At 69.5% G+C, this 19,157-nt stretch carries 14 protein-coding genes; 2 read left to right on the top strand and 12 right to left on the bottom strand.

The annotated features are described in order from the left end of the window. Positions 1–38: 38 nt before the first annotated feature. From AB0I89_RS13560 to AB0I89_RS13540, 5 genes are all read right to left on the bottom strand, one after another. Positions 39–716, bottom strand: coding sequence for a hypothetical protein (locus AB0I89_RS13560; RefSeq protein ID WP_357125158.1), 678 nt, complete (start codon positions 714–716; stop codon positions 39–41). A gap of 5 nt (positions 717–721) precedes the next feature. Next, positions 722–1,618: a carbohydrate ABC transporter permease gene (locus AB0I89_RS13555; protein WP_357125155.1), complete on the bottom strand. Its 897-nt coding sequence runs from the start codon at positions 1,616–1,618 to the stop codon at positions 722–724. Continuing rightward, positions 1,618–2,481 carry a sugar ABC transporter permease gene (locus AB0I89_RS13550; RefSeq protein WP_357125152.1) on the bottom strand — a complete coding sequence of 288 codons (864 nt, stop codon included), beginning with the start codon at positions 2,479–2,481 and terminating at the stop codon, positions 1,618–1,620. The genes AB0I89_RS13555 and AB0I89_RS13550 overlap by 1 nt, the downstream gene beginning before the upstream one ends. Before the next feature lie 116 nt (positions 2,482–2,597). Further along, positions 2,598–3,902 (bottom strand): extracellular solute-binding protein, encoded by a 1,305-nt coding sequence (locus AB0I89_RS13545; RefSeq protein WP_357125149.1) that lies wholly within the window; start codon positions 3,900–3,902, stop codon positions 2,598–2,600. Continuing rightward, positions 3,899–5,938 (bottom strand): DUF2264 domain-containing protein, encoded by a 2,040-nt coding sequence (locus tag AB0I89_RS13540; RefSeq protein WP_357125146.1) that lies wholly within the window; start codon positions 5,936–5,938, stop codon positions 3,899–3,901. The genes AB0I89_RS13545 and AB0I89_RS13540 overlap by 4 nt, the downstream gene beginning before the upstream one ends. 457 nt (positions 5,939–6,395) lie before the next feature. Here AB0I89_RS13540 and AB0I89_RS13535 point away from each other — a divergent pair, with 457 nt between their 5' ends. Next, positions 6,396–7,535: a substrate-binding domain-containing protein gene (locus AB0I89_RS13535; RefSeq protein ID WP_357125143.1), complete on the top strand. Its 1,140-nt coding sequence runs from the start codon at positions 6,396–6,398 to the stop codon at positions 7,533–7,535. Between the two features lie 568 nt (positions 7,536–8,103). Next, on the top strand, positions 8,104–9,516 hold the full coding sequence (locus tag AB0I89_RS13530; protein WP_357125140.1) for a ricin-type beta-trefoil lectin domain protein: 1,413 nt from the start codon (positions 8,104–8,106) through the stop codon (positions 9,514–9,516). Between the two features lie 22 nt (positions 9,517–9,538). Here the strand turns inward: AB0I89_RS13530 and AB0I89_RS13525 are convergent, their stop codons facing one another. From AB0I89_RS13525 to AB0I89_RS13495, 7 genes are all read right to left on the bottom strand, one after another. Next, a complete protein-coding gene (locus AB0I89_RS13525; protein WP_357125136.1) occupies positions 9,539–10,564 on the bottom strand; it encodes a LacI family DNA-binding transcriptional regulator in 1,026 nt (341 codons plus the stop codon). Between the two features lie 66 nt (positions 10,565–10,630). Beyond that, positions 10,631–12,358 (bottom strand): IlvD/Edd family dehydratase, encoded by a 1,728-nt coding sequence (locus tag AB0I89_RS13520; RefSeq protein WP_357125133.1) that lies wholly within the window; start codon positions 12,356–12,358, stop codon positions 10,631–10,633. Positions 12,359–12,400: 42 nt separating this feature from the next. Then, positions 12,401–13,285, bottom strand: a complete 885-nt coding sequence (locus AB0I89_RS13515) for a carbohydrate ABC transporter permease (RefSeq protein ID WP_357125130.1) — start codon at positions 13,283–13,285, stop codon at positions 12,401–12,403. Beyond that, positions 13,286–14,227, bottom strand: a complete 942-nt coding sequence (locus tag AB0I89_RS13510; protein ID WP_357125127.1) for a sugar ABC transporter permease — start codon at positions 14,225–14,227, stop codon at positions 13,286–13,288. Positions 14,228–14,307: 80 nt separating this feature from the next. After that, positions 14,308–15,648: an extracellular solute-binding protein gene (locus AB0I89_RS13505; protein ID WP_357125124.1), complete on the bottom strand. Its 1,341-nt coding sequence runs from the start codon at positions 15,646–15,648 to the stop codon at positions 14,308–14,310. A gap of 105 nt (positions 15,649–15,753) precedes the next feature. Next, a complete protein-coding gene (locus AB0I89_RS13500; protein ID WP_357125121.1) occupies positions 15,754–17,928 on the bottom strand; it encodes an alpha/beta hydrolase-fold protein in 2,175 nt (724 codons plus the stop codon). A gap of 83 nt (positions 17,929–18,011) precedes the next feature. Continuing rightward, positions 18,012–19,034: a LacI family DNA-binding transcriptional regulator gene (locus AB0I89_RS13495; RefSeq protein WP_357125118.1), complete on the bottom strand. Its 1,023-nt coding sequence runs from the start codon at positions 19,032–19,034 to the stop codon at positions 18,012–18,014. Positions 19,035–19,157: the final 123 nt, after the last annotated feature.

The following is a 19,157-nucleotide window of genomic DNA, read 5'->3' as shown; positions in this document are numbered from 1 at the left end:
GTTGTCGGCGTCCCGGCGCGGTGGCCGGAACGCGGTGCTCAGGTGCTCTGCGGTGCGGTCGCCGGTGGGTCGAGGGCGGCGCGCAGGGTGAAGCGGCTGTTGGCCCACACGACGTAGAGCAGTGGCGCGGCGGCGAGGCCGAGCGCGATCGCGGGGCGGGCGGCCAGGATCCGTGCGAGCAGCACGAGGACGAGCAGAGACACGGCGGTGAGGTACCACCGGCGCACCGCCAGATACCCGCAGGCGCGGGCCACCTCACGCAACCGCGCGGTGGGTCGCTCGGCGACGGTCACCAACCCCAGCAGCGTGGTGGCGACGGTGAGGACGATCAGGGTCGCCAGCACCGGCAGGGCGAGTGCCCCGACCCGGTGGCCCCAGGCGGCGCGGGCGTCGACGGCGAGCACGACCAGGGCCGCCATGGCTGCCGCCGTCCAGAGCATCGCCGGCCGGGCGGTGGCCCGCCAGGCGCGAACGTAGGTGCGCAGCACGCCGCCGGTGTCGCCAGCCGAATAGGCGGACATGACCGCGAAGACCGCACAGAGCCCGGGCGCGCAGAGCGGGGCGGTCAGCGCGTACAGCGGCCAGGAGCGCGCCGCCTCGGTGGTGAACGCGAGCGTCACCAGGGGCAGGCAACCGAGCACCAGCAGCAGGTTGCTGACGAGCGCGACGTAGACCCCGTCGAAGACGGCGGTGAGGGTGTGGTGGCGCGAACGCATGGGCCTCAACCCTTCAGTCCGGTCGTGGCGATGCCCTCGATGAAGTAGCGCTGGCCGAGCAGGAAGATGACCGCGACGGGCAACACGGACAGCACCGAGCCCGTCATGATCAGCGCGTACTCGGCGTTGTACTGGGAGATGAAGGTGTTCAGACCCAACTGGATGGTGCGCAGCTCCGGACTGCGCAGGTAGATCAGCGGGCCGAGGTAGTCGTTCCAGGTGGTCACGAACGTCAGCAGGGCCAGGCTGGCCAGCGCCGGTCGGGACAGCGGCAGCATGATCCGTCGGTAGATGCCGAACTCGCCGAGCCCGTCCACCCGCGCCGACTCGCTCAGCTCCTCGGGGATCGTCTCGTAGAACTGCTTCATCAGGAACACGCCGAACGCGCCGAACGCCTGTAACGCGACGATCGACCACAGCGTGTTCGACAACTGCAACTTCGACATGAGGATGAACTGCGGAATCATGTACGACTGCCAGGGCACCGCGATCGTCCCGACGTACGCCAGAAAGAGCGCGTTACGGCCGGGAAAGCGGACCCGGGCGAAGCCGTAGGCGGCGAAGCTGCCGGTCACCACCTGCAGGAGGCTGACGACCACCGACAGCAGCAGCGTGTTTCCCAACCAGGTCGTCATGTCCGAGCGCTGCCAGATGTCCAGGTAGTTTCGCCACACCACGGGATCGGGGAGCCAGGTGATCGGGATGGTGAAGACGTCGCTGTTGGTCTTCAACGACGCCACCACCATCCAGTAGAACGGAAGCAGCAGCGCGGCCGCCGCGAGCACGAGGGCGGCGTACCCGACGAGCCGCCAGCCCCGGGACCGGACCGGCCGGCCGGGCGCGCTGCGGTTGCCGGGCGCGGCGACGGCCGGGGTGGGCAGGGAGAGGTCGGTCGCGGTCATCAGCTGTTCCTCCGCTTGTTGACCATGAACTGGATGACCGTGATGCCGAAGCAGATGGCGAACAGGACGATGGAGACCGCCGAGGCGTAGCCGAACTGGTTCTCCTCGAAGCCTTTCTGGTAGATGTACTGCGAGAGCACCAGTGTCGACTGGCCCGGTCCGCCGCCGGTCATCACGAGGATGAGGTCGAAGACCTTGAAACTTTCGATGGTGAGCAGCACGGTGACGAAGAAGGTGGTGTGTCGTAACCCGGGGAGGGTCACGTGCACGAACCGCTGCCACGGTGTGGCGCCGTCGGTCTCGGCCGCCTCGTAGAGCTGGGCCGGGATGGTCTGCAGGCCGGCCAGGAACAGCAGCATGTAGTAACCCATGTACCGCCAGGTGCCGACGATGATGACCGCCGGCATCGACCAGGTCGACGACGTGGTCCAGCCCGGCGCACTGTCCACCCCGAGGGCGCCGAGCAGCGCGTTGATCGGGCCGTACTCCGGGCTGAACAGCTGGTTCCAGACGATCGCGATCGCCACGATCGAGGTGATGTAGGGGAAGAAGGCGACGGTGCGGAAGAACCGTACGCCGCGCAGTTTGCGGTTGAGCAGCAGCGCCAGCCCGAGTGCCGCCGCGAGGGTCAGCGGGATGTGGAAGACGGTGTAGTAGACGGTGTTGCGCAGCGCGGTCCAGAAGCTCGCGTCGCCCCACATTCGCCGGAAGTTGGCGGTGCCGGTCCACTCGGCCGCCCCGAAGACGTTCCAGCTGGTGAAGGCCACGTAGAACAGCACGACGACGGGTAGCAGGGTGAGCACGGCGAAGCCGACGAAGTTGGGCAGGATGAACGACCAGCCGGCGACCGTGTTGCGCGACACCAGCCGCCGGTTCCTGGGTCTCGTGCGCGGCAATGTTGCCATAGGGAGTCTCCGGAAGCGTTCGGCATGGTGGCGGGACCGGCGTACGACGCAGGCGCGCCGGGCCCGCCATCAGCTCACTGGTTGAGGACCTCGTTCTTGGCACGGGTCTGCGCCTTGCTCAGCTCCGCGTCGACGCCCTTGCCGTCGGAGAGGATCGCCGAGTGCGTCTCGTTGAGGAGGTTCTGCAGGCCGGCGGTGTGCTTCGACACCGGGTTCTCCGGCTTGACCGTGTGCTTCGCGTAGGCGAACTTCGACAGGTCGTCCTGCGGTACACCGTCCAGCCCGAACAGCGTCGCGGTGACCGCGTCGGTGACCTGGGCCGGGGTGATGCCGATCCCGGCCAGCGCCTTGGCGGCATCCGGACCGGCCGCGTACTGGAGGAAGGCCTTGGCCGCGGCGGTCTTGGACTTGCTGATCTTCGGGTTGATCCCCAGGCCGGTCGGGTCACCGAAGGTGACCGGCGTGGCGGAGGTGCCGGTGGTGGACTTGTCGAACTGCGGCGCCGGGGCGATCCCCCACTGGAACGTGTCGGCGTCACCGCTCTTGCGCTGGTTGAGCAGCGTGGCCACGTACCAGGTGCCCATCAGCAGCATCGCCGACTGCTGCTTGCCGAACTGCGCCTGGTAGGTGAGCTTGTTGGTCTTCGCGGTGCCGAAGGTCGGCTGCGCGCCGGCCGCCTGCAGGTCCAGTGACCGCTCGTAGTACGGCTTCAGGTAGCCGAAGTTCCCGGAGAGCAGGTCCGCGTTGGGGGTCTGGGCGAGCGCGAATCCCTGCACCGTCGACTGGAAGGTGTGCTGGTACGCGCCGGTCGCGTTCGAGCCGGCCCCCTTCAGCCCGGTGTGCAGCCGCTTCGCCGCGTCGGTGTAGTCGTCCCAGGTCCAACTGCCGTCCGGCGGCGCCACCTTCGCCTTCGCGAACAGGTCCTTGTTGTAGAACAGCACCCACGCGTCCTGCCGGTACGGCATCGCGTACGCCTTGCCGTCCACCTGGTACGACGCGAGGGCCGGGCTCGAGCCGAGACCGGAGGTGGCGTCGGAGACGTCGAGCAGCTGACCACCGCTCTGGTATGTGTAGAAGTTCTTGAGGCTCTTCATGACGTAGACGTCCGGGGCGGTGCCGGCGGCCAGATCCGTGATCATCTGGGTGTCGTAGTCGTTGCCCGGGGCGTACTCCTTGAGCTCCACCGTCACGTTCGGGTGGGTCGCCTTGAAGCCGTCGGCGAGCGTCTTGAACTCGGGCGTGGACGACAGGGTCCAGCCGGCCAGGGTGATCGTCACCGGGGCGTTGGGGTCGACTGGCTCGTCTCCGCCGCCGCAACCGGCGAGAACAAGCGTCAGGGCCGCCGCGGCGCTGATGACGGCCGGTATCGCACGCTTCATCCCTTTCTCCTTAGGTTAAGGGGCCCGGACGGGCCCGCACTGCTACCAGGCACCCGGGCGGGCCCGGCATGCTCCGTGTCCAGACGGGTCGACGTGCTGATCCCGTCGGGCCAGTCGACCGCCAGGTGGAGGCCGTCGGCGTTCTCGTCGGCCACGACCCGGCCCGCCTGCCCGACAGTGGCTGCCGACACCCCGGACAGCTCGATGAAGGCGGCGACCCAGCAGCCGGGCCGGACGGGGTGGTCCAGCCAGGGCACCACCAGCCCGCCGGCCAGCGGTCCGCCGTGCGGAACGGCGCTGGCGCCGGCCGTTCCGTCCCCGCGAACGCTGTCGAGCCGGCTGGTCAGGCCGGCCCCGGTCACGGTCACCGCCCGCTCGCCGACGGTCGCCGTCGCGTCCCCGGCAATGGCCCAGCCGCCGATCCGCAGCCGCAGCGCGGCCGCCTCGACACCGTCGGCGAGGTCGTCGACGCGGGTCAGACGTAGCTCCCAGGGGCCACGGACCAGGGAGTACACCGTGAGGTGCCCGGCCGGTCGGGACGAGCCGAGATGGCCGCCGCCGTGATCGCGCTGACCTGGATCCGGGTCGACCCAGTGGGCGAGGGCACGTGATCCGGCCACCCCCACGCCGTCGCTGTCGACGTGCACGGTCAGCTGACGCATGCCGGCGCGGTGGGTGACCCGGCCGGCGTCGTCGACGAGAGTGACCGACTGGTCGAGCGGACTGGCCCAGCCGCTGTCGTCGAGGACGGGGCTGGTGGCGGTGGAGTAGCCCAGTCGCGCGTAGAGCGGGGAATCTCCGACGGTGGCGCCCTCGACGGCGTGGTCGGTGCCGTGGTTGACGACGCGGACGATGCCGTCGGCGCGGGTGCCGGAGACGAGCCAGCCCGGCGCGTGTATCGCCCGCACCGTATTCCGCTCCTCGACCGGCAGCGGCTCCTCAGAAGCGGTCCACACCGGATGGTCGGTGGGTAGCGCGATGCCGAGCAGGCCCTTGCTGGCCCAGTACGGCGAGCCCGGCCCGGAGTACGACTGGGCCAGTCGCGGCCACGGCCGGTGCCAGCCGAGGGTGAGCAGACCTCGTTCGTCCAGAGCCCCGTTAGCGACGAAGTGGCGCACGATGCGGGTGGCCGCGCCGCGCAGCTGGCCGAGGCTGACCGAGGGCACGCCGGCGATCGCGCCGACCCAGAACGGCGCCGCCGCGGCGAAGCGGTAGATCAGGCTTCGTCCCTGGATCAGCGGTGACCCGTCGGTGCCCACGAGCGCCACCGCGTCGCTCAGGAAGCGGTCGAGGCTGGCCAGGTCCCGATCGCGGCGCTGCTCGGCCAGGTCCGCGGCGCCGGCCATTCGGGCCCACAGCGTCGGATACAGGTGCAGGGCCCAGCCCACGTAGTGGTCGTACGCCCGGTGCGGCCCGTCGGACATCCAGCCGTCCGCGCGGGCGAAGCTGTCGTGCGTGCGCAGGTCCGCGGCCATCTCGTCGAGCGAGTGCGGCCCACCCACCGAACGCAGGAACGTCTGTACGACCAGCCGGAACCAGACCCAGTTGATCTGTGGATACGTGTCGTCGCCGACCGCCGGGCGCAGGTAGTCGACTACCCGCTCGTGCACCGCGGACGGCATCCGGTCCCAGATCCACGGGCGGGTCATGTCCAGGACCAGCGCGATGGAAGCGGCTTCCACCTTCGCCTGGGGGCGCTCGTCCAAGCGCACCCAGCGGTCCGGGGAGGTCGGGTCGGTGCCGGCGGCGATACCGGCCGCGTACCGGTCGGCCAGCTCGTCCAGGCCCACTCCCCTGGCCCCCGCGAGGCGGAAGCCGGCCAGCAGGAAGGTGCGGGCGAAACCCTCAAGGCCGTCGACGGCCCGCCCGTAACCGCCCTCGGCACCGGGAAGGTTGACGAGAGCGTGGCCGGGCGACGCGAACGGCCGGACCGCGGCGAGCATCCGGTCGGCGAGGGCCAGCCAGTCGTCCCGGCTCCAGGTCGCGGCATCCGAGGCCGTCCCCGGCGTTGACCGGCCGGCCGTCCCGGACGTCATCGCAGATCCTGTCGCATCGGTCGGTCTCCATGGAAGGTGGCGAGCGGGGCGTTGCCGGGAATGTGACGCTCCGGCTTCCGCAGGGTTTCCGAAGTAAAACGCTCACATCAGATCAAGTCAATGCTGTTCTCAAACCAGACGAACACATACGATCAAAAGGACACACGCTGTCACCCGGATCGACTGCGGCCGGAGCTGTCGATGCCCTGCCCCCAGCGCGCACATATGCCTCAATCCTGCAGTCTTCGATCGTTCCGCCGGCTTGCGGTCGCCGCCGTACAGCGACTCAGCGGCGTCTTCAACGCCATAACTGATCTGATACGATCAGAACCGCTCACAGCCGCTCGGGCAGCCGAGGGCCATGGCCGTCGCGCGCCGCCGCGTTCAGCCCGGTTGGCAAGCTCGTCGTCACGGCGCGATACCTTTCGCCGCACGAAGCGTTCCTCGGAGGTCCCCAATGACCAAGGACAGTCCTGTCGTCGCCACGGCGGAGACTTCCCGCGCGCCGCTTCAGGTCGCCCGCCGCCAGCAACTGTTGGCAGCGCTGCAGCGCGACGGCTCGATGCGCATCTCCGACCTGTCGCACGTGCTGGGCGCCGCGCCGGTCACCATCCGGCGCGACATCGCGGAGCTCGCCGCCGAAGGGTTGGTTCGCCGGGTCCACGGTGGAGTCGCCCTGATCCTGCCGGACGACGTCCCGGCAACCGAGGAGCCGCCCGACGCGGGCCTGAACCCGCTCGTCGGGCGCGCGGTCGGCATGCTCGTGCCCTCGTTGGACTACTACTGGCCGGACGTGGCGCGCGGTGTCGAGGGCGCCGCCCGCGAGCTGGACATGCGCGTGGTGCTGCGCGGCTCCTCGTACGACACCGAGGACGACCAGCCACAACTGGCCCGCCTGGTGGGGCGGATGGACGTGGACGCGCTGATCATCGCGCCGAGCATGGACGCGCCGACCGCCGAACGCACCATCGAGTGGCTCGACCAGGTCGGCGTCCCGGTCGTCCTGCTGGAACGCACCGCCACGGTGGGCAGCCATCACGCTGTCATGGAGTCGGTGGTCACCGACCACGCGCTCGGTGCGGCCATGGCCGTACGCCACCTCACCTCGCTCGGGCACCGCAAGGTCGGCCTGGTGCTCGACGCCAACAGTCCCACCAGCCAGCACGTGCGGCGTGGCTGGCTCGACGCCACGACCGAGTGCGGCCTCGATCCGAATGCGACAGTGGTGGCCGTGGCACCCGATACCCGGTCACCGGAGCGGGACACGGTCCTCGACGACGTGCTCGACCGGTGCCGGGCGACCGGAACGACGGCGCTGCTGGTGCACGCCGACGCCGAGGCGATCGCTCTGGTGCAGCACTGCGAGGAGCGGCAGCTGTCCGTTCCCGGCGACCTCTCCATCGTGGCGTACGACGACGAGGTCGCCGGTCTCTTCAGCCCGCCGCTGACCGCGATCCGACCGCCGCGACGCTCGATCGGACGCGCTGCCGTGCGTCTCGTCGCCGACCGGCTCGCCGACCCCGACCGCCCCACCCACCGGGTCGTCATCAGTCCGTCGCTGCGGGTCCGGGGGTCGACCGCGCCGCCACCCGCGTAACGGGTCTTCCCGTCCCGCCCGGGGACCACGACCGACGGTCCACCTACGACCACCACGGCGACTGACCGGCGACGTGGCGCGGTGGGCGGTGGCCCCAGCACGGCGGCCACGCGCCGTTCGGGCGATCCGTAACAAGCCCGAAACTACCGGTTGAAAATGCTGGAACTTTCTGCGAGCCTGAGAGCCATCGATGGCTGTGAACGTTAGCACGATCCACTCAGCTCCGGAGGCGCCGCACGCGACCGTCAGGCCTACCTGTCCGCCCGGCGGCCAGGTCCACCACCAGGAGAAACCACCGCACCGCCACCACCGGGCGGACCGACCGCGAACGTTCTCCAGTTCCGGAACTGTCGCGATAATTGTCGCCCTGGTGGTGTCGCTGCTGCCCGACCTGGCCCGGGTGGCCGAGGCGTTCGCCCAGCTTCGGCGGCGACTACGGCCTCCCGCCGTACCGGCCGGCAGGCTGACGCTGCAACGCTGACAATTCGGACACCGCCGGGGCGATCGGGGCTCCGCACGCGACGATCCCGCCCGCCCCTCACTCCCCTACCACCAGGAGGTACCGACAGTGCGAGGATCCGCAGACCACTCCCCGCCCGCGGGGAACACCCATGCCGACCGGAGGTCGCCCGGCCTCCGGGGACGTCTGTTCACAGTGGCCGCAGCCGGGATCGTCGCCGCGGTCGGGCTGCTCACCATCACCCTGGCGACCGGGTCGGCGTCAGCGGCCGACAACCCGTACCAGCGGGGCCCGGACCCGACCCGGACCAGCGTCACCGCCGTGAACGGCCCCTTCGCCAACACGTCGGTCGCCGTCCCGACCGGGTACGGCTTCAACGGCGGCCGGATCTACTACCCGACCGACACCAGCCAGGGCACCTTCGGGGCCATCGCGATCTCACCGGGTTACACGGCGTTGTTCTCCGCCGAACTTGCCTGGATGGGACCGTGGCTGGCCTCGCACGGCTTCGTCGTGATCGGCATCGAGACCAACAGCCGCAACGACTTCGACACGGCGCGCGGCACCCAACTCCTCGCCGCGCTGGACTACCTGACCCAGCAGAGCCCGGTACGCGACCGCGTCGACCCGAACCGGTTGGCCGTCGCGGGCCACTCGATGGGCGGCGGTGGGGCGCTCAGCGCCGCCATGCGGCGTCCGTCGCTCAAGGCGGTGGTCGGGATCGCGCCGTACTCGCCGTCGTCGAACCTGGCCACCGACCGGGTACCCACCATGATCTTCGCTGGCCAGGCGGACACGGTGGTCACCCCGTCCTACGCCACCGGTCTCTACAACAGCATCCCGAGCACCACCGAGAGCGTCTACCTGGAGGTCGCCGGCGCGGACCACGGCTTCATGGTCGGACGGTCGAACCCGGTGATGGTCCGGACCATGTTGCCGTTCGTCAAGATGTTCATCGACAACGACGCCCGGTACAGCCAGTTCCTCTGCCCGCTGCTGGACAACAGCGGTGTGGTGACGTACCGCAGCACCTGTCCGCTGCTGCCGTCGACGCCGACCACCCCGACGCCGACCACCACCCCGACGAGCAGCCCGACGCCGACGCCGACCACCTCGCCCACCACTGGGCCGCCGAGCTCGGCGAGCCAGATCATCGGCGCGCAGTCGGGTCGGTGCGTCGACGTGCCGAATGCCTCGCGCACGAACGGCACCCGGGTCACCCTCTACGACTGCAACCGGCAGATCAACCAGTCCTGGACCTACACCTCGGGCAAACAACTACAGGTGTACGGCAACATGTGTCTCGACGCCGCAGGCAGCGGCAACGGCGCGGCCGTGCAGATCTACAGCTGCCACGGTCAGACCAACCAGCAGTGGAACATCAACGCCAACGGCACCATCAGCAGCGTCCAGTCCGGACGCTGCCTCGACGTCTGGAGCACCGCCAACGGCGCCCAGATCCAGCTCTACGACTGCCACGGCCAGACCAACCAGCAGTTCCGGCTCGCTGCCCTGACGTGAGCGCACCCGGGCGGGCTCGGCATCACGCCGGGCCCGCCCCGCCGTGCGGCGGCGCCGTGCTCTCACGCACCACGAGCGAGGGTACGACCAACGGCAGGGGCCGCGGCACCGTGTCGTCGATGGCCTGGGTGACCGCCGTGATGGCCCGTCGACCGACCGCGTCGAAGTCCTGCTGGATCGTGGTCAACGGCGGAATCAGGTACGCCGCCTCGGGCACGTCGTCGAACCCGATGACCGAGACATCCTGCGGCACGCGCCGACCACGCTCGTGCAGCGCGCGCAGCACGCCGAGGGCCATCTGGTCGTTGGCGGCGAAGACCGCGGTGGTGCCGCGCAGCTCGCAGATCCGCAGCCCGGCGAGGTAGCCGCTGTGGGCCATCCAGTCACCCTCGACGGGCTCGGGTGGGCGTACGCCCGCGGCCACCATCGCCGTACGCCAGCCGTCGCGGCGGGCGCGCGCCTCGGCCCAGTTGAGCGGACCGGACACGTGCACGATCTCGGTGTGTCCGAGGCCGAGCAGATGTTCGGTCGCCATCCGGGCGCCGAGCACCTGGTCGACGCCGACGGTGACGCTCGCCCTGGACAGGTCGCCCTCCACCACCACGAAGGGCACCCCGGACCGGGTCATCCGCACCACTTCGAGAGCCTCGTCGTTGCCGGCGATCATCACGACGCCCTCCACGCCGACGCGCATGAGGTGTTCGGTGGCGTCGCTGAGCGCCCGTACCGTCACCTCCGAGAGGCTGACCGAGGTGGCGAAGTAGCCGGCGGCGCGGGCGGCGTCCTCGACGCTGCGGTGGATGCTCGTCGGACCGAACAGCGTCCGGGCCGTGCCGATGATGCCGATCATTCCGGAGCGTCCCCGGACCAGCGCCCGGGCGGCGGTGTTGGGGCGATAGTCGAGTCGCCGGATCGCCTCGAGGACCCGCTCCCGCGTCTCGCGCCGGATCGCGGGCGCTCCGTTGATCACCCGGGACACCGTCTGGTGGGACACGCCCGCCAGGCGGGCGACGTCCGCCATGACCGCTGGCCGGTGGGCGGTCGTCACCGCTTCCTCCGCGTGAACTCGCACTGGCGGGCCGTCCGTTCTTCCATGAGTCGGGTTCCTCGTCCGTCAGTGTGAGTGACGGGGCACGTCACTGCCGCTGCCACCGACCAGGAAGTCGAGGTCGGCCCCGCTGTCGGCCTGGAGGACGTGTTCGCTGTACAGCCGTGCCCAACCCCGCTCGGCCACCGGCGGCGGCGGCTTCCAGGCGGAGCGACGCTCGGCGAGTTCCGCCTCGTCGACCAGGAGGTCGAGGCGACGGGTGGCGACGTCGAGCTGGACCAGGTCGCCGGTGCGCACCAGCGCGAGAGGACCGCCCACGGACGCCTCCGGCGCCACATGCAGGACGCACGTGCCGTAGCCGGTGCCGCTCATACGCGCGTCCGAGATCCGCACCATGTCCGTGATGCCGTCGGTGAGCAGTCGGCGGGGCATGGGCACGTTGCCCACCTCCGGGAAGCCGGGGTAGCCGCGCGGACCAGCGTTGCGAACGACGATCACCGTGTCCGGTGTGACGTCCAGGTCCGGGTCGTCGGCGGCGACGACGTACTCCTCGATCCGGTCGAAGACGAGCGCCGGGCCGGTGTGCGTGAGGAGGTGGGGGGTGGCGGCGGAGACCTTCAGCACCGCTCCGGACGGCGCCAGTGACCCGCGCAGCACCACGGTGCCGGAGCCGGCGGCCTGGAACGGCTCCTTCATGGTGGCGATGACCTCGGAGTTCCAGCACTGCGCGCCGTCGACGTTCTCGGCCACGCTCCTGCCACTGACCGTGACGTGCTCGGTGTGCAGCAGCGGCGCGAGCTCCTTCATCACCACCGGGAGGCCGCCCGCGTAGGCGAAGTCCTCCATCAGGTACGCCCCGGACGGCATGAGGTTCACCAGCAGCGGAACGTCGGCGGTGAGGGTGTCGAAGTCCTCCAGCGACAGGGGCACGCCGAGGCGTCCGGCGATGGCGAGCAGGTGCACGACGGCGTTCGTGGAGCCACCGATCGCGGCGTTGACCCGGATGGCGTTCTCGAACGCCTCGCGGGTGAGCACCGAGGACAGCCGTTGGTCCTCGCCCACCATGGCGACGATCCGCCGTCCGGCGGCCTGCGCGAGCGCGTACCGCCGGGAGTCGACGGCGGGTACGGCGGCGGCCCCCGGTAGCTGCACGCCCAGCGCCTCGGTCACGCAGGCCATGGTGGAGGCGGTCCCCATGGTCATGCAGTGGCCCCGGCTGCGGGACATGCCGACCTCCGCCTCGGCGCAGTCGGCGGCGCTCATCCGGCCGGCCCGCATCTCCTCGGTGAAACGCCAGACGACCGTGCCCGAGCCGATGTCCTGGCCCCGGAACTTGCCGTTGAGCATCGGCCCGCCGGTCAGCATCAGCGTCGGCAGGTCCACGCTCGCCGCCCCCATCAGCAGGCCCGGGGTGGTCTTGTCACAGCCGGAGAGCAGGACCACCCCGTCGAGGGGATTGGCGCGGACCGACTCCTCCAGCTCCATCGCGAGCAGGTTGCGGTAGAGCATGGTCGTGGGACGCATGAGTGGCTCGCCCAGGCTCATGGCCGGGAACTCCAGCGGCAGGCCGCCGCTCTCCCACACGCCGCGCTTCACCGACTCGGCCAGGTCGCGCAGGTGGGCGTTGCAGGGGGTCAGCTCCGACCAGGTGGTGGCGATGCCGATCACCGGGCGACCGTCGAAGACGTCGTCCGCGAATCCCTGGTTGCGCATCCAGGACCGGTGGATGAACCCGTTGCGGCCCTCGGCGCCGAACCACTGCGCGCTGCGCAGCGGTCGATCTGTCGTCGACATCAGCACACCTCTCTGTCATGCCTCAAGGTCGCTCGGCGCGACCTAGCGAAGGCCTCCGACGGACAGGCCGCCGCGCCAGTGCCGTTGGAGGCTGAAGAACGCGATGACCAGTGGGATCACGGACACCAGTGAGCCCAGGATGATGAGGCTCCACAGCGAGGTGCCGCCCGAGTTGTTCGCCGAGGCGATCCCCTGCCAGAGGCCGAGACCGACGGTCACCGGGAAGAGCCGGTTGTCCGAGAGCATGGCCAGCGGCAGGAAGTAGTTGTTCCAGGACGCCACGGCGGACAGCAGCAGCACGGTGACCACCGCGGGACGCATCAGCGGAAGCGCGATCTGCAGGAACGTGCGCACCTCCCCCGCGCCGTCCACGCGCGCCGCGTCGAGCAGCTCGTCCGGCACCGCGTCGCGCGCGTACACGTGCATCAGGTAGACGCCGAACGGGTTGAGCAGCGACGGCAGGATCACCGCCCAGACGGTGTTCGTCAGGCCGAGCCGGGAGAACATGATGAAGGTCGGGATGACCAGGGCGGTGGCCGGCACCATGAGCGCGCCCAGCACGACGGCGAAGCTGAAGCGCCGCGCGGCGAACCGGTACTTGGCGAACCCGTAGCCGGCCATCACCGCCAGGACCGTGGCGCCGACTCCGCCGGCGATGGCGTACAGCGTGGAGTTGAGGATCCACCGCAGGTAGATGCCACCGTCGTAGGTGAAGAGCTGCCGGAGGTTGCCGACGTAGTCGATCTGGTCGGAGAACCACAGGGTGTTGCCGCCCCCGAACAGGCCCGGCGCGTCCTTGGAGCTGTTGACGATGACCCACCAGAACGGGACCAGGAAGTAGATCACCAGGAAGCCGAGGAGGATCTGCAGGGGAAGGTAGCGCTGCGGCCGGCGGACGCCGGCGCGGACGCTGGTGTGGTCGGCCATCTAGAGGAAGCTCCTCCGCTTGCGGGTGAAGAACAGGAAGGCGTACACGCAGATGAAGACGATGCCGCCGAGCGCGAACGAGATCGCCGACCCGTAGTTGAAGTTGGCCAGCGAGAACGCCTGCTGGTACGCGTACATGTTGGGGGTGAAGTCGGCCCCGATCGTGCCCGCGGCGAGGTAACGCAGGATCTGCGGCTCGTTGAAGAACTGCAGGGTGCCGATGAGCGAGAAGACCAGGATCAGGATCAGCGCGGGCGCGATCAGCGGGATCTTGATACGCGTCGCGATCTGCCACCGTCCGGCGCCGTCCATCCGGGCGGCCTCGTAGAGCGTCGGGTCGACGCCCTGCAACGCCGCGTACAGGATGATCATGTAGTAGCCGGCCCACTGCCAGGTGACGACGTTGAGCAGGCCGTAGAAGATCAGGTCGCTGCCCAGGAAGTCGGGCGCGGTGGCGCCGAACAGCCCGAAGATGTCGGTGAGCGGGCCGAAGCCCTTGCTGTAGAGGAACCCCCACATCACCGCCCCGATGACGGTGGGGATCGCGTACGGAAGAAAGATCATGAGGCGGGAGAAGCGCGCGAACAGCGTCGTCACGGCGTCCAGGATGAGAGCCATCACGAGCGCCAGGACGATCTGCAGCGGGATCGAGACGAGCGAGAAGCGGATGACGAACCAGGCTCCGGACAGGAAGCTCGGGTCGGTGAACGCCTTCACGTAGTTGTCGAAGAGGACGAAACTGGTGCCGCCGATCAGCTTCTTCTGAAAGAGGCTGAGGTACAGCGCGTACGCCAACGGCGCGATGAGGAACGCCAGGAAGACGATCGCGAAGGGCCCGACGAAGAGCCACCCCATCAGGTGCTCGCGGAGGTGCACCTTGCCACGGATCTTGCGCGTCTCGCTCGGCGGACGCGGTGTGCGCTTCTCGGTCAGTACTGTCATCTGTGGTCTCCGAAGGGCGTGGACGCGGTAGGTCGTGGGTGGGCCGGCCGGCCACCGCCGGCGCGACCCACCCGGAGCGGTCACTGAACGGTGAAGCCCTGCTCCTTGGCGTACTTCGCCACGTCGTCCTGGAGCTTGTCGGCAGCCTGGGAGCCGGTGGTCGAGCCCTTGATGACCTCGCTGATCTGCTTCGTCATGGCGTCCAGGTAGTACTGGCCGAAGGGCGCGTAGGACACCCCCTTGTAGGCCTCGGCGGCGGGCAGGTAGACCTCCTTGTTCGCCTGCTGGCCGCTGAAGAACGCCACCTTCAGGTCGACGAACGCGGGATCCTTCAGCGCGGTGAGGTTCAGCGGGAAGATGATCTGGTTGGTCCAGCCGTCGGTGAGCGACTCCTTGTCGGCGTAGAGCCCGTAGGCGACCTTCGCCGCCAGCTCCGGCTTCTTCGCCTGCTTGGTCACCGAGAAGGCCGACCCACCCCAGTTCACCTGCACCGGGTTGGTCGGATCCCACTGCGGCAGTGGCGCGACCGCGAACTTGCCGGTGTCCTGGCCCTTACCGACGCCCGCCCCGGTGAGGTAACCCGGTGCCCACGCCGCCGAGATGTACGTCGCGTAGTTTCCGTTGATCACACCGGAGATGTACTCCGGGGTGAACTGGTCCTGCGTACCGACCAGGCCCTTCTTGGCGAGGCCACCCCAGTAGTCCAGCACGTCCTTGGACGCCTGGTCGTTGAGCTTCACCCCGATCGACTTCGGCTGGGCCGGATCGAAGGTGAAGGGCGACGCGCCCTTCTGGATCTGCAGCGCCATCATCACGGCCGGCACGTTCGCGCCGAGGTCCCCGAACAACGGGCCGCCGGCGTCCTTGACCTTCTGCGCGGCCTGCTCGTACTCGGCCCAGGTCTTCGGCGGGGTGATCTGGTACTTGTCGAAGATGTCCTTGCGGTAGATCATGCCCATCGGGCCACCGTCGACCGGGACGCCGTAGACCGCGTCGCCCACCGACACGTCCTTCCAGGCGCCCTCGCCGTAGTTGGCCTTGACCGCGTCGTAGCCGTACTGCTTGATGTCGACGAGCGCGCCCTGGATCTGGAAGGTCGGGATCCGGTCCGCCTCGACCATGATCACGTCGGGCGCCCCGGTGCCCGCCGAGATGGCCGTCTGGAACTTGTCGTACTCGTCGCCGCCCTGACCGACGTTGGTCCAGCAGACCTGCACGTCGTCGTGCAGCTTGTTGAAGTTGTCGACGACGAGCTGGGTGTTGGGGTACCAGCCCCACATCGTCACGACCGGCACGTTCTGCTTGGTGATGGTGTTCGTGCAGTTGCTCGCGTCGCTGCCGCCGTCGTCCGAGGAGCAGGCGACCAGGCCACTCCCGGCCGCGAGCATGGCCACCGTGGCGAGTATGTGTCTTCTCTTCATTGAGATGGTTCCCTTCGGAGGTGGCGGTGCACGGACATCCATGCGCCGGCGGCGCCACCGGAGGCGCTGGGACCCGGCTCCCGGTGGCGTCGCCTGGGCAGGCTCCTAGCGCTTGAACAGACGGGGCGCCAGGTCGATGAGGTTCTTCTGCCACACGTCCCAGCCGTGCGGTCCGGGGGTGACCCCGTCGAACTCGTAGCGGATACCGAGGGCGTCCATCGTGGTCAGCGAGGCCATGAAGCTCGGGTACACGAAGTCGGTCTGGTCACCGACGTAGAGGCGCAGCATCCTGGTGCCGTTGTTGATGGCCGCGACGTCGACGCCGGTGCCGCTGCCGAAGCCGGCCGAGAACGCCGCGACGTAGGCGAACTGGCCCGGATAGGCCTTCAGCACACCGAACGCCTGCCCGCCGCCCATCGACAGCCCGGCGAGGGCCTGCTGGGAGGGGTCGCTGGAGACGTGGTACCGGGACCGGGCCGTCGGCACGATGTTCTCCAACAACTCCCGGTTGAAGTTCGACGAGTTGCCGTTGCCCATCACGACGACCATGGGTGTCAGGTCCCCGTCGAGGAACTGGTGGTCGAGGATCTGCTTGGCCCGGCCCATCTCGACCCAGTCCGTGTAGTTCTGCCCGCCACCGTGTTGGAGGTAGAGGACGGGGTAGGGCTGTGCTCGCTGCGGGTCGTACCCGGGCGGGGTCCAGACCAGCGCGGTGCGGTCCTGGCCGGCCACCGTGCTGGTGTAGGTCATGCTCTCGACCGTGCCGCCCTGGCCCGCCGGCACGTCGGTCAGCAGTCGGGCCGCAGGACCCGGGACGAGGAAGGTGCTCCACATCGGCTCCGTGGTCACCTTCGTCGGGTTGGAGACGTCCTTGAACGGCACCCGGTCGACGATCAGGCGGTAGTAGTAGAACCAGGGCTTCAGCGGCCCCACGGTCGCCCGCCACCGGTCGCCGTCACGCGTCAGCGGCACGCGCAGCCAACTGCCGCCCGGCGCGATGTTGGCCCACACGGTGACGTGCTGGGCGTCCGCGAAGTCGGTGGTGGTCTCGAAGGTGACGAACCCGTCCGCGGTGACGAAGGGCGTCGGGGTGGTGCCGGCCGGCGGAGGCGAGAACTCGCCCGTGAACCGGCCGTGGCCCGGGCTCGGCCCGTGGTCCGCCACGTGCCGGAACAGCCGTGGCACGAAGTCGACGAGGTTCTCCTGCCAGGTGGTCCAGTTCCCGCCGCCGTCCGGGTTGACCCCGTCGAACTCGAACCGGACGTCGGCCCGGTCCAGCGCCTTCGTCAGCCGGTAGGTGGTGTTGTAGGCCGGGTCGGTCACGTTCCCGGTGTAGAGGCGCAGCAGCTTGAGGTGGTTGAGCGCCGTGGCGTCCCGGCGGTCGATCGTCGGGGTCGACGTGCCCGAGAACCAGCCGACAGAGCCGAACTGACCGGGCTTGGCGAGGGCCGCGCGGACCGCCCGCGCCGCGCCGTCGGTGACACCGGCGATGGCCTGGTGGGCCGGATCGCGAAGGACCCGGTAGTTGTCGCCGACCGCCTTGCGGAGATCCTTCAACTCCCGGTCGTCCGTGCTGTCGGCGATCACCACGACCATTGGCTGCATCGCGCCCGCCGCCGAGAGGTTGTCGAGGATCTGCTTCGTGCGACCGAGGTCGAGCCAGTCGGTGGCGGCCACGCCGCCCCCCGACTCCAGGAAGAGCGTCGGATAGCCCTTCGGCTTCTTCGCCGCGTACCCGGGTGGCGTCCAGACCAGGGCCGAGCGCTGCTCGGCGCGGACCCGGTAGGTCAGCGTCCCGACCGTGCCGCCGCTGCCGGCGGGCGCGTCGGCCAGCCAGCGCGCCGACTCGCCCGGGACCAGGAAGGTGCTCAGGAGCGGGTCGGACGCCACTCCCGCGCTGTTGGTCGGATCCTTGATGGTCTTGTTGTCGTCGGCGGTCACCTGGTAGCGGTACAGCCCGGGCGTCAGCGCGCCGAGCACCCCGGACCACACGTCACCGCGGCGGGTCAGACCGAATTCCGCCCAGGTGGCGGACGGGCCGAAGTTGCCCTCGACGACCACCTGCGAGACGGTGCCGAGGTGCTCCTGGACGTACGCGGCCGGCACGGTGAACGAGGCGTAGCGGTCCGGGGAGACGTCCAGCCACGGCGTGTCCGCCGCCGCTGCCGGTTGCGGCGCGAGCAGGGCCGCCGCCAGGGCGACGACTCCGGCGCTGAACACCGCCGCGAGCCGGCGTACGCCGAGGCGGCGTCGGCGCCCGTGATAATGTTCGGTTGTCACGCTCCACTCCTTTCCTGTGCCGGCAGCGGATGCGACCCGCTGACCAGCTCAACCCATCGGTGGATCTCGCCGTGCGGTAGCGCTCACCTCCTTCGGTCCCTCGCCGGTGCTGCGGTCGAGCCACGGACCACGAGGTTGGTCGGCAGGACTATCTGGTGCGGCTCGTCCCACTCGCCGGTCACCAGTGACTTGAGCATTCGCGCGGCTTCGTACCCGAGCTGGTACATCGACTGGTCGACCGTGGTCAGACCCGGAACGGTCGACGCCGACTCGGGGATGTTGTCGAAGCCGACGACGGACAGGTCCTGCGGGACGGAGAGCCCCAGTTCCCTGGCGACCTCAAGGACCTTAAGCGCCATCCCGTCGCTCGCCGCGAAGATCGCCGACGGCCGGTCCGCCCGTTGCAACAGGGCGCGCGCCAACGGAACCGCCGACTCGGGATTGAAGTCCCCCCGGCCGATCAACGTCGGGTCGACCGGGATACCGGCGGCGACGAGCGCCGCCCGGTAGCCCTCCTCCCGGGACCATGCCGAGGCGAGGCTGTCGCGACCGGCGATGAAGCCGACGCGTCGGTGGCCCAGGTCGAGCAGATGCTCGACAGCGGTGGTGGCGCCGGCGAGGTTGTCGGCCATGACCGAGGGCGCCGTCGCGCCGCGCACCGGGTCGATGGCCACGACCGGCGTACGGCTGCGCATCTCACCCCAGGGCGTGACGACGATGCACCCGTCGGTGAGGGTGCCCGACAGGCGGGTCAGGTGCCGCTGCTCCCAACCCTCCGAGTAGGACCCGTAGAGGTCGCTGTTGGCGTAGATGATGAGGTCGAAGCCGGAGCGGCTGAGCGCCTTCATGACCCCCTTGAGCACCTCTGCCGTGTACGACTGGAAGCTGTGCGCCACGAGGCCGAGGACGTTGGTGCGGCTGCGCCGCAGGCTCGAGGCCACCAGGCTCGACTCGTAGCCGAGCTGTTCGATGGCGGTGCGGACCTGAGCGATCGTGCGGGCGCTGACGCCGTAGTGCCCGTTGACGACGCGCGAAACGGTGGCGGTGGAAACGCCGGCGATCCGGGCGACATCACTCATTGTTACCGGCGCATTGGCTTCGATCATGCCGCTCTCTCTGGACTGCAATCGTTATCGGTTACGTTTCCAGGATGTTGCCAACGTAACCGACCACGATTGCGAACACAAGACCTCTTCATCCCCGCGCGAGAGCCGGCCGGGGGTCCTAAC

This window comes from Micromonospora sp. NPDC049801 (assembly GCF_040656575.1).
Classification (GTDB): domain Bacteria; phylum Actinomycetota; class Actinomycetes; order Mycobacteriales; family Micromonosporaceae; genus Micromonospora.
This window is presented reverse-complemented; position numbering and strand designations above follow the sequence as displayed.

Coding starts and splice junctions, on each gene's coding strand:
- AB0I89_RS13505 (WP_357125124.1), bottom strand. CDS start 15,648: ATGAAGAGAAGACACATACTCGCCACGGTGGCCATGCTCGCGGCCGGG.
- AB0I89_RS13540 (WP_357125146.1), bottom strand. CDS start 5,938: ATGACGTCCGGGACGGCCGGCCGGTCAACGCCGGGGACGGCCTCGGAT.
- AB0I89_RS13515 (WP_357125130.1), bottom strand. CDS start 13,285: ATGGCCGACCACACCAGCGTCCGCGCCGGCGTCCGCCGGCCGCAGCGC.
- AB0I89_RS13510 (WP_357125127.1), bottom strand. CDS start 14,227: ATGACAGTACTGACCGAGAAGCGCACACCGCGTCCGCCGAGCGAGACG.
- AB0I89_RS13555 (WP_357125155.1), bottom strand. CDS start 1,618: ATGACCGCGACCGACCTCTCCCTGCCCACCCCGGCCGTCGCCGCGCCC.
- AB0I89_RS13520 (WP_357125133.1), bottom strand. CDS start 12,358: ATGTCGACGACAGATCGACCGCTGCGCAGCGCGCAGTGGTTCGGCGCC.
- AB0I89_RS13545 (WP_357125149.1), bottom strand. CDS start 3,902: ATGAAGCGTGCGATACCGGCCGTCATCAGCGCCGCGGCGGCCCTGACG.
- AB0I89_RS13495 (WP_357125118.1), bottom strand. CDS start 19,034: ATGATCGAAGCCAATGCGCCGGTAACAATGAGTGATGTCGCCCGGATC.
- AB0I89_RS13535 (WP_357125143.1), top strand. CDS start 6,396: ATGACCAAGGACAGTCCTGTCGTCGCCACGGCGGAGACTTCCCGCGCG.
- AB0I89_RS13560 (WP_357125158.1), bottom strand. CDS start 716: ATGCGTTCGCGCCACCACACCCTCACCGCCGTCTTCGACGGGGTCTAC.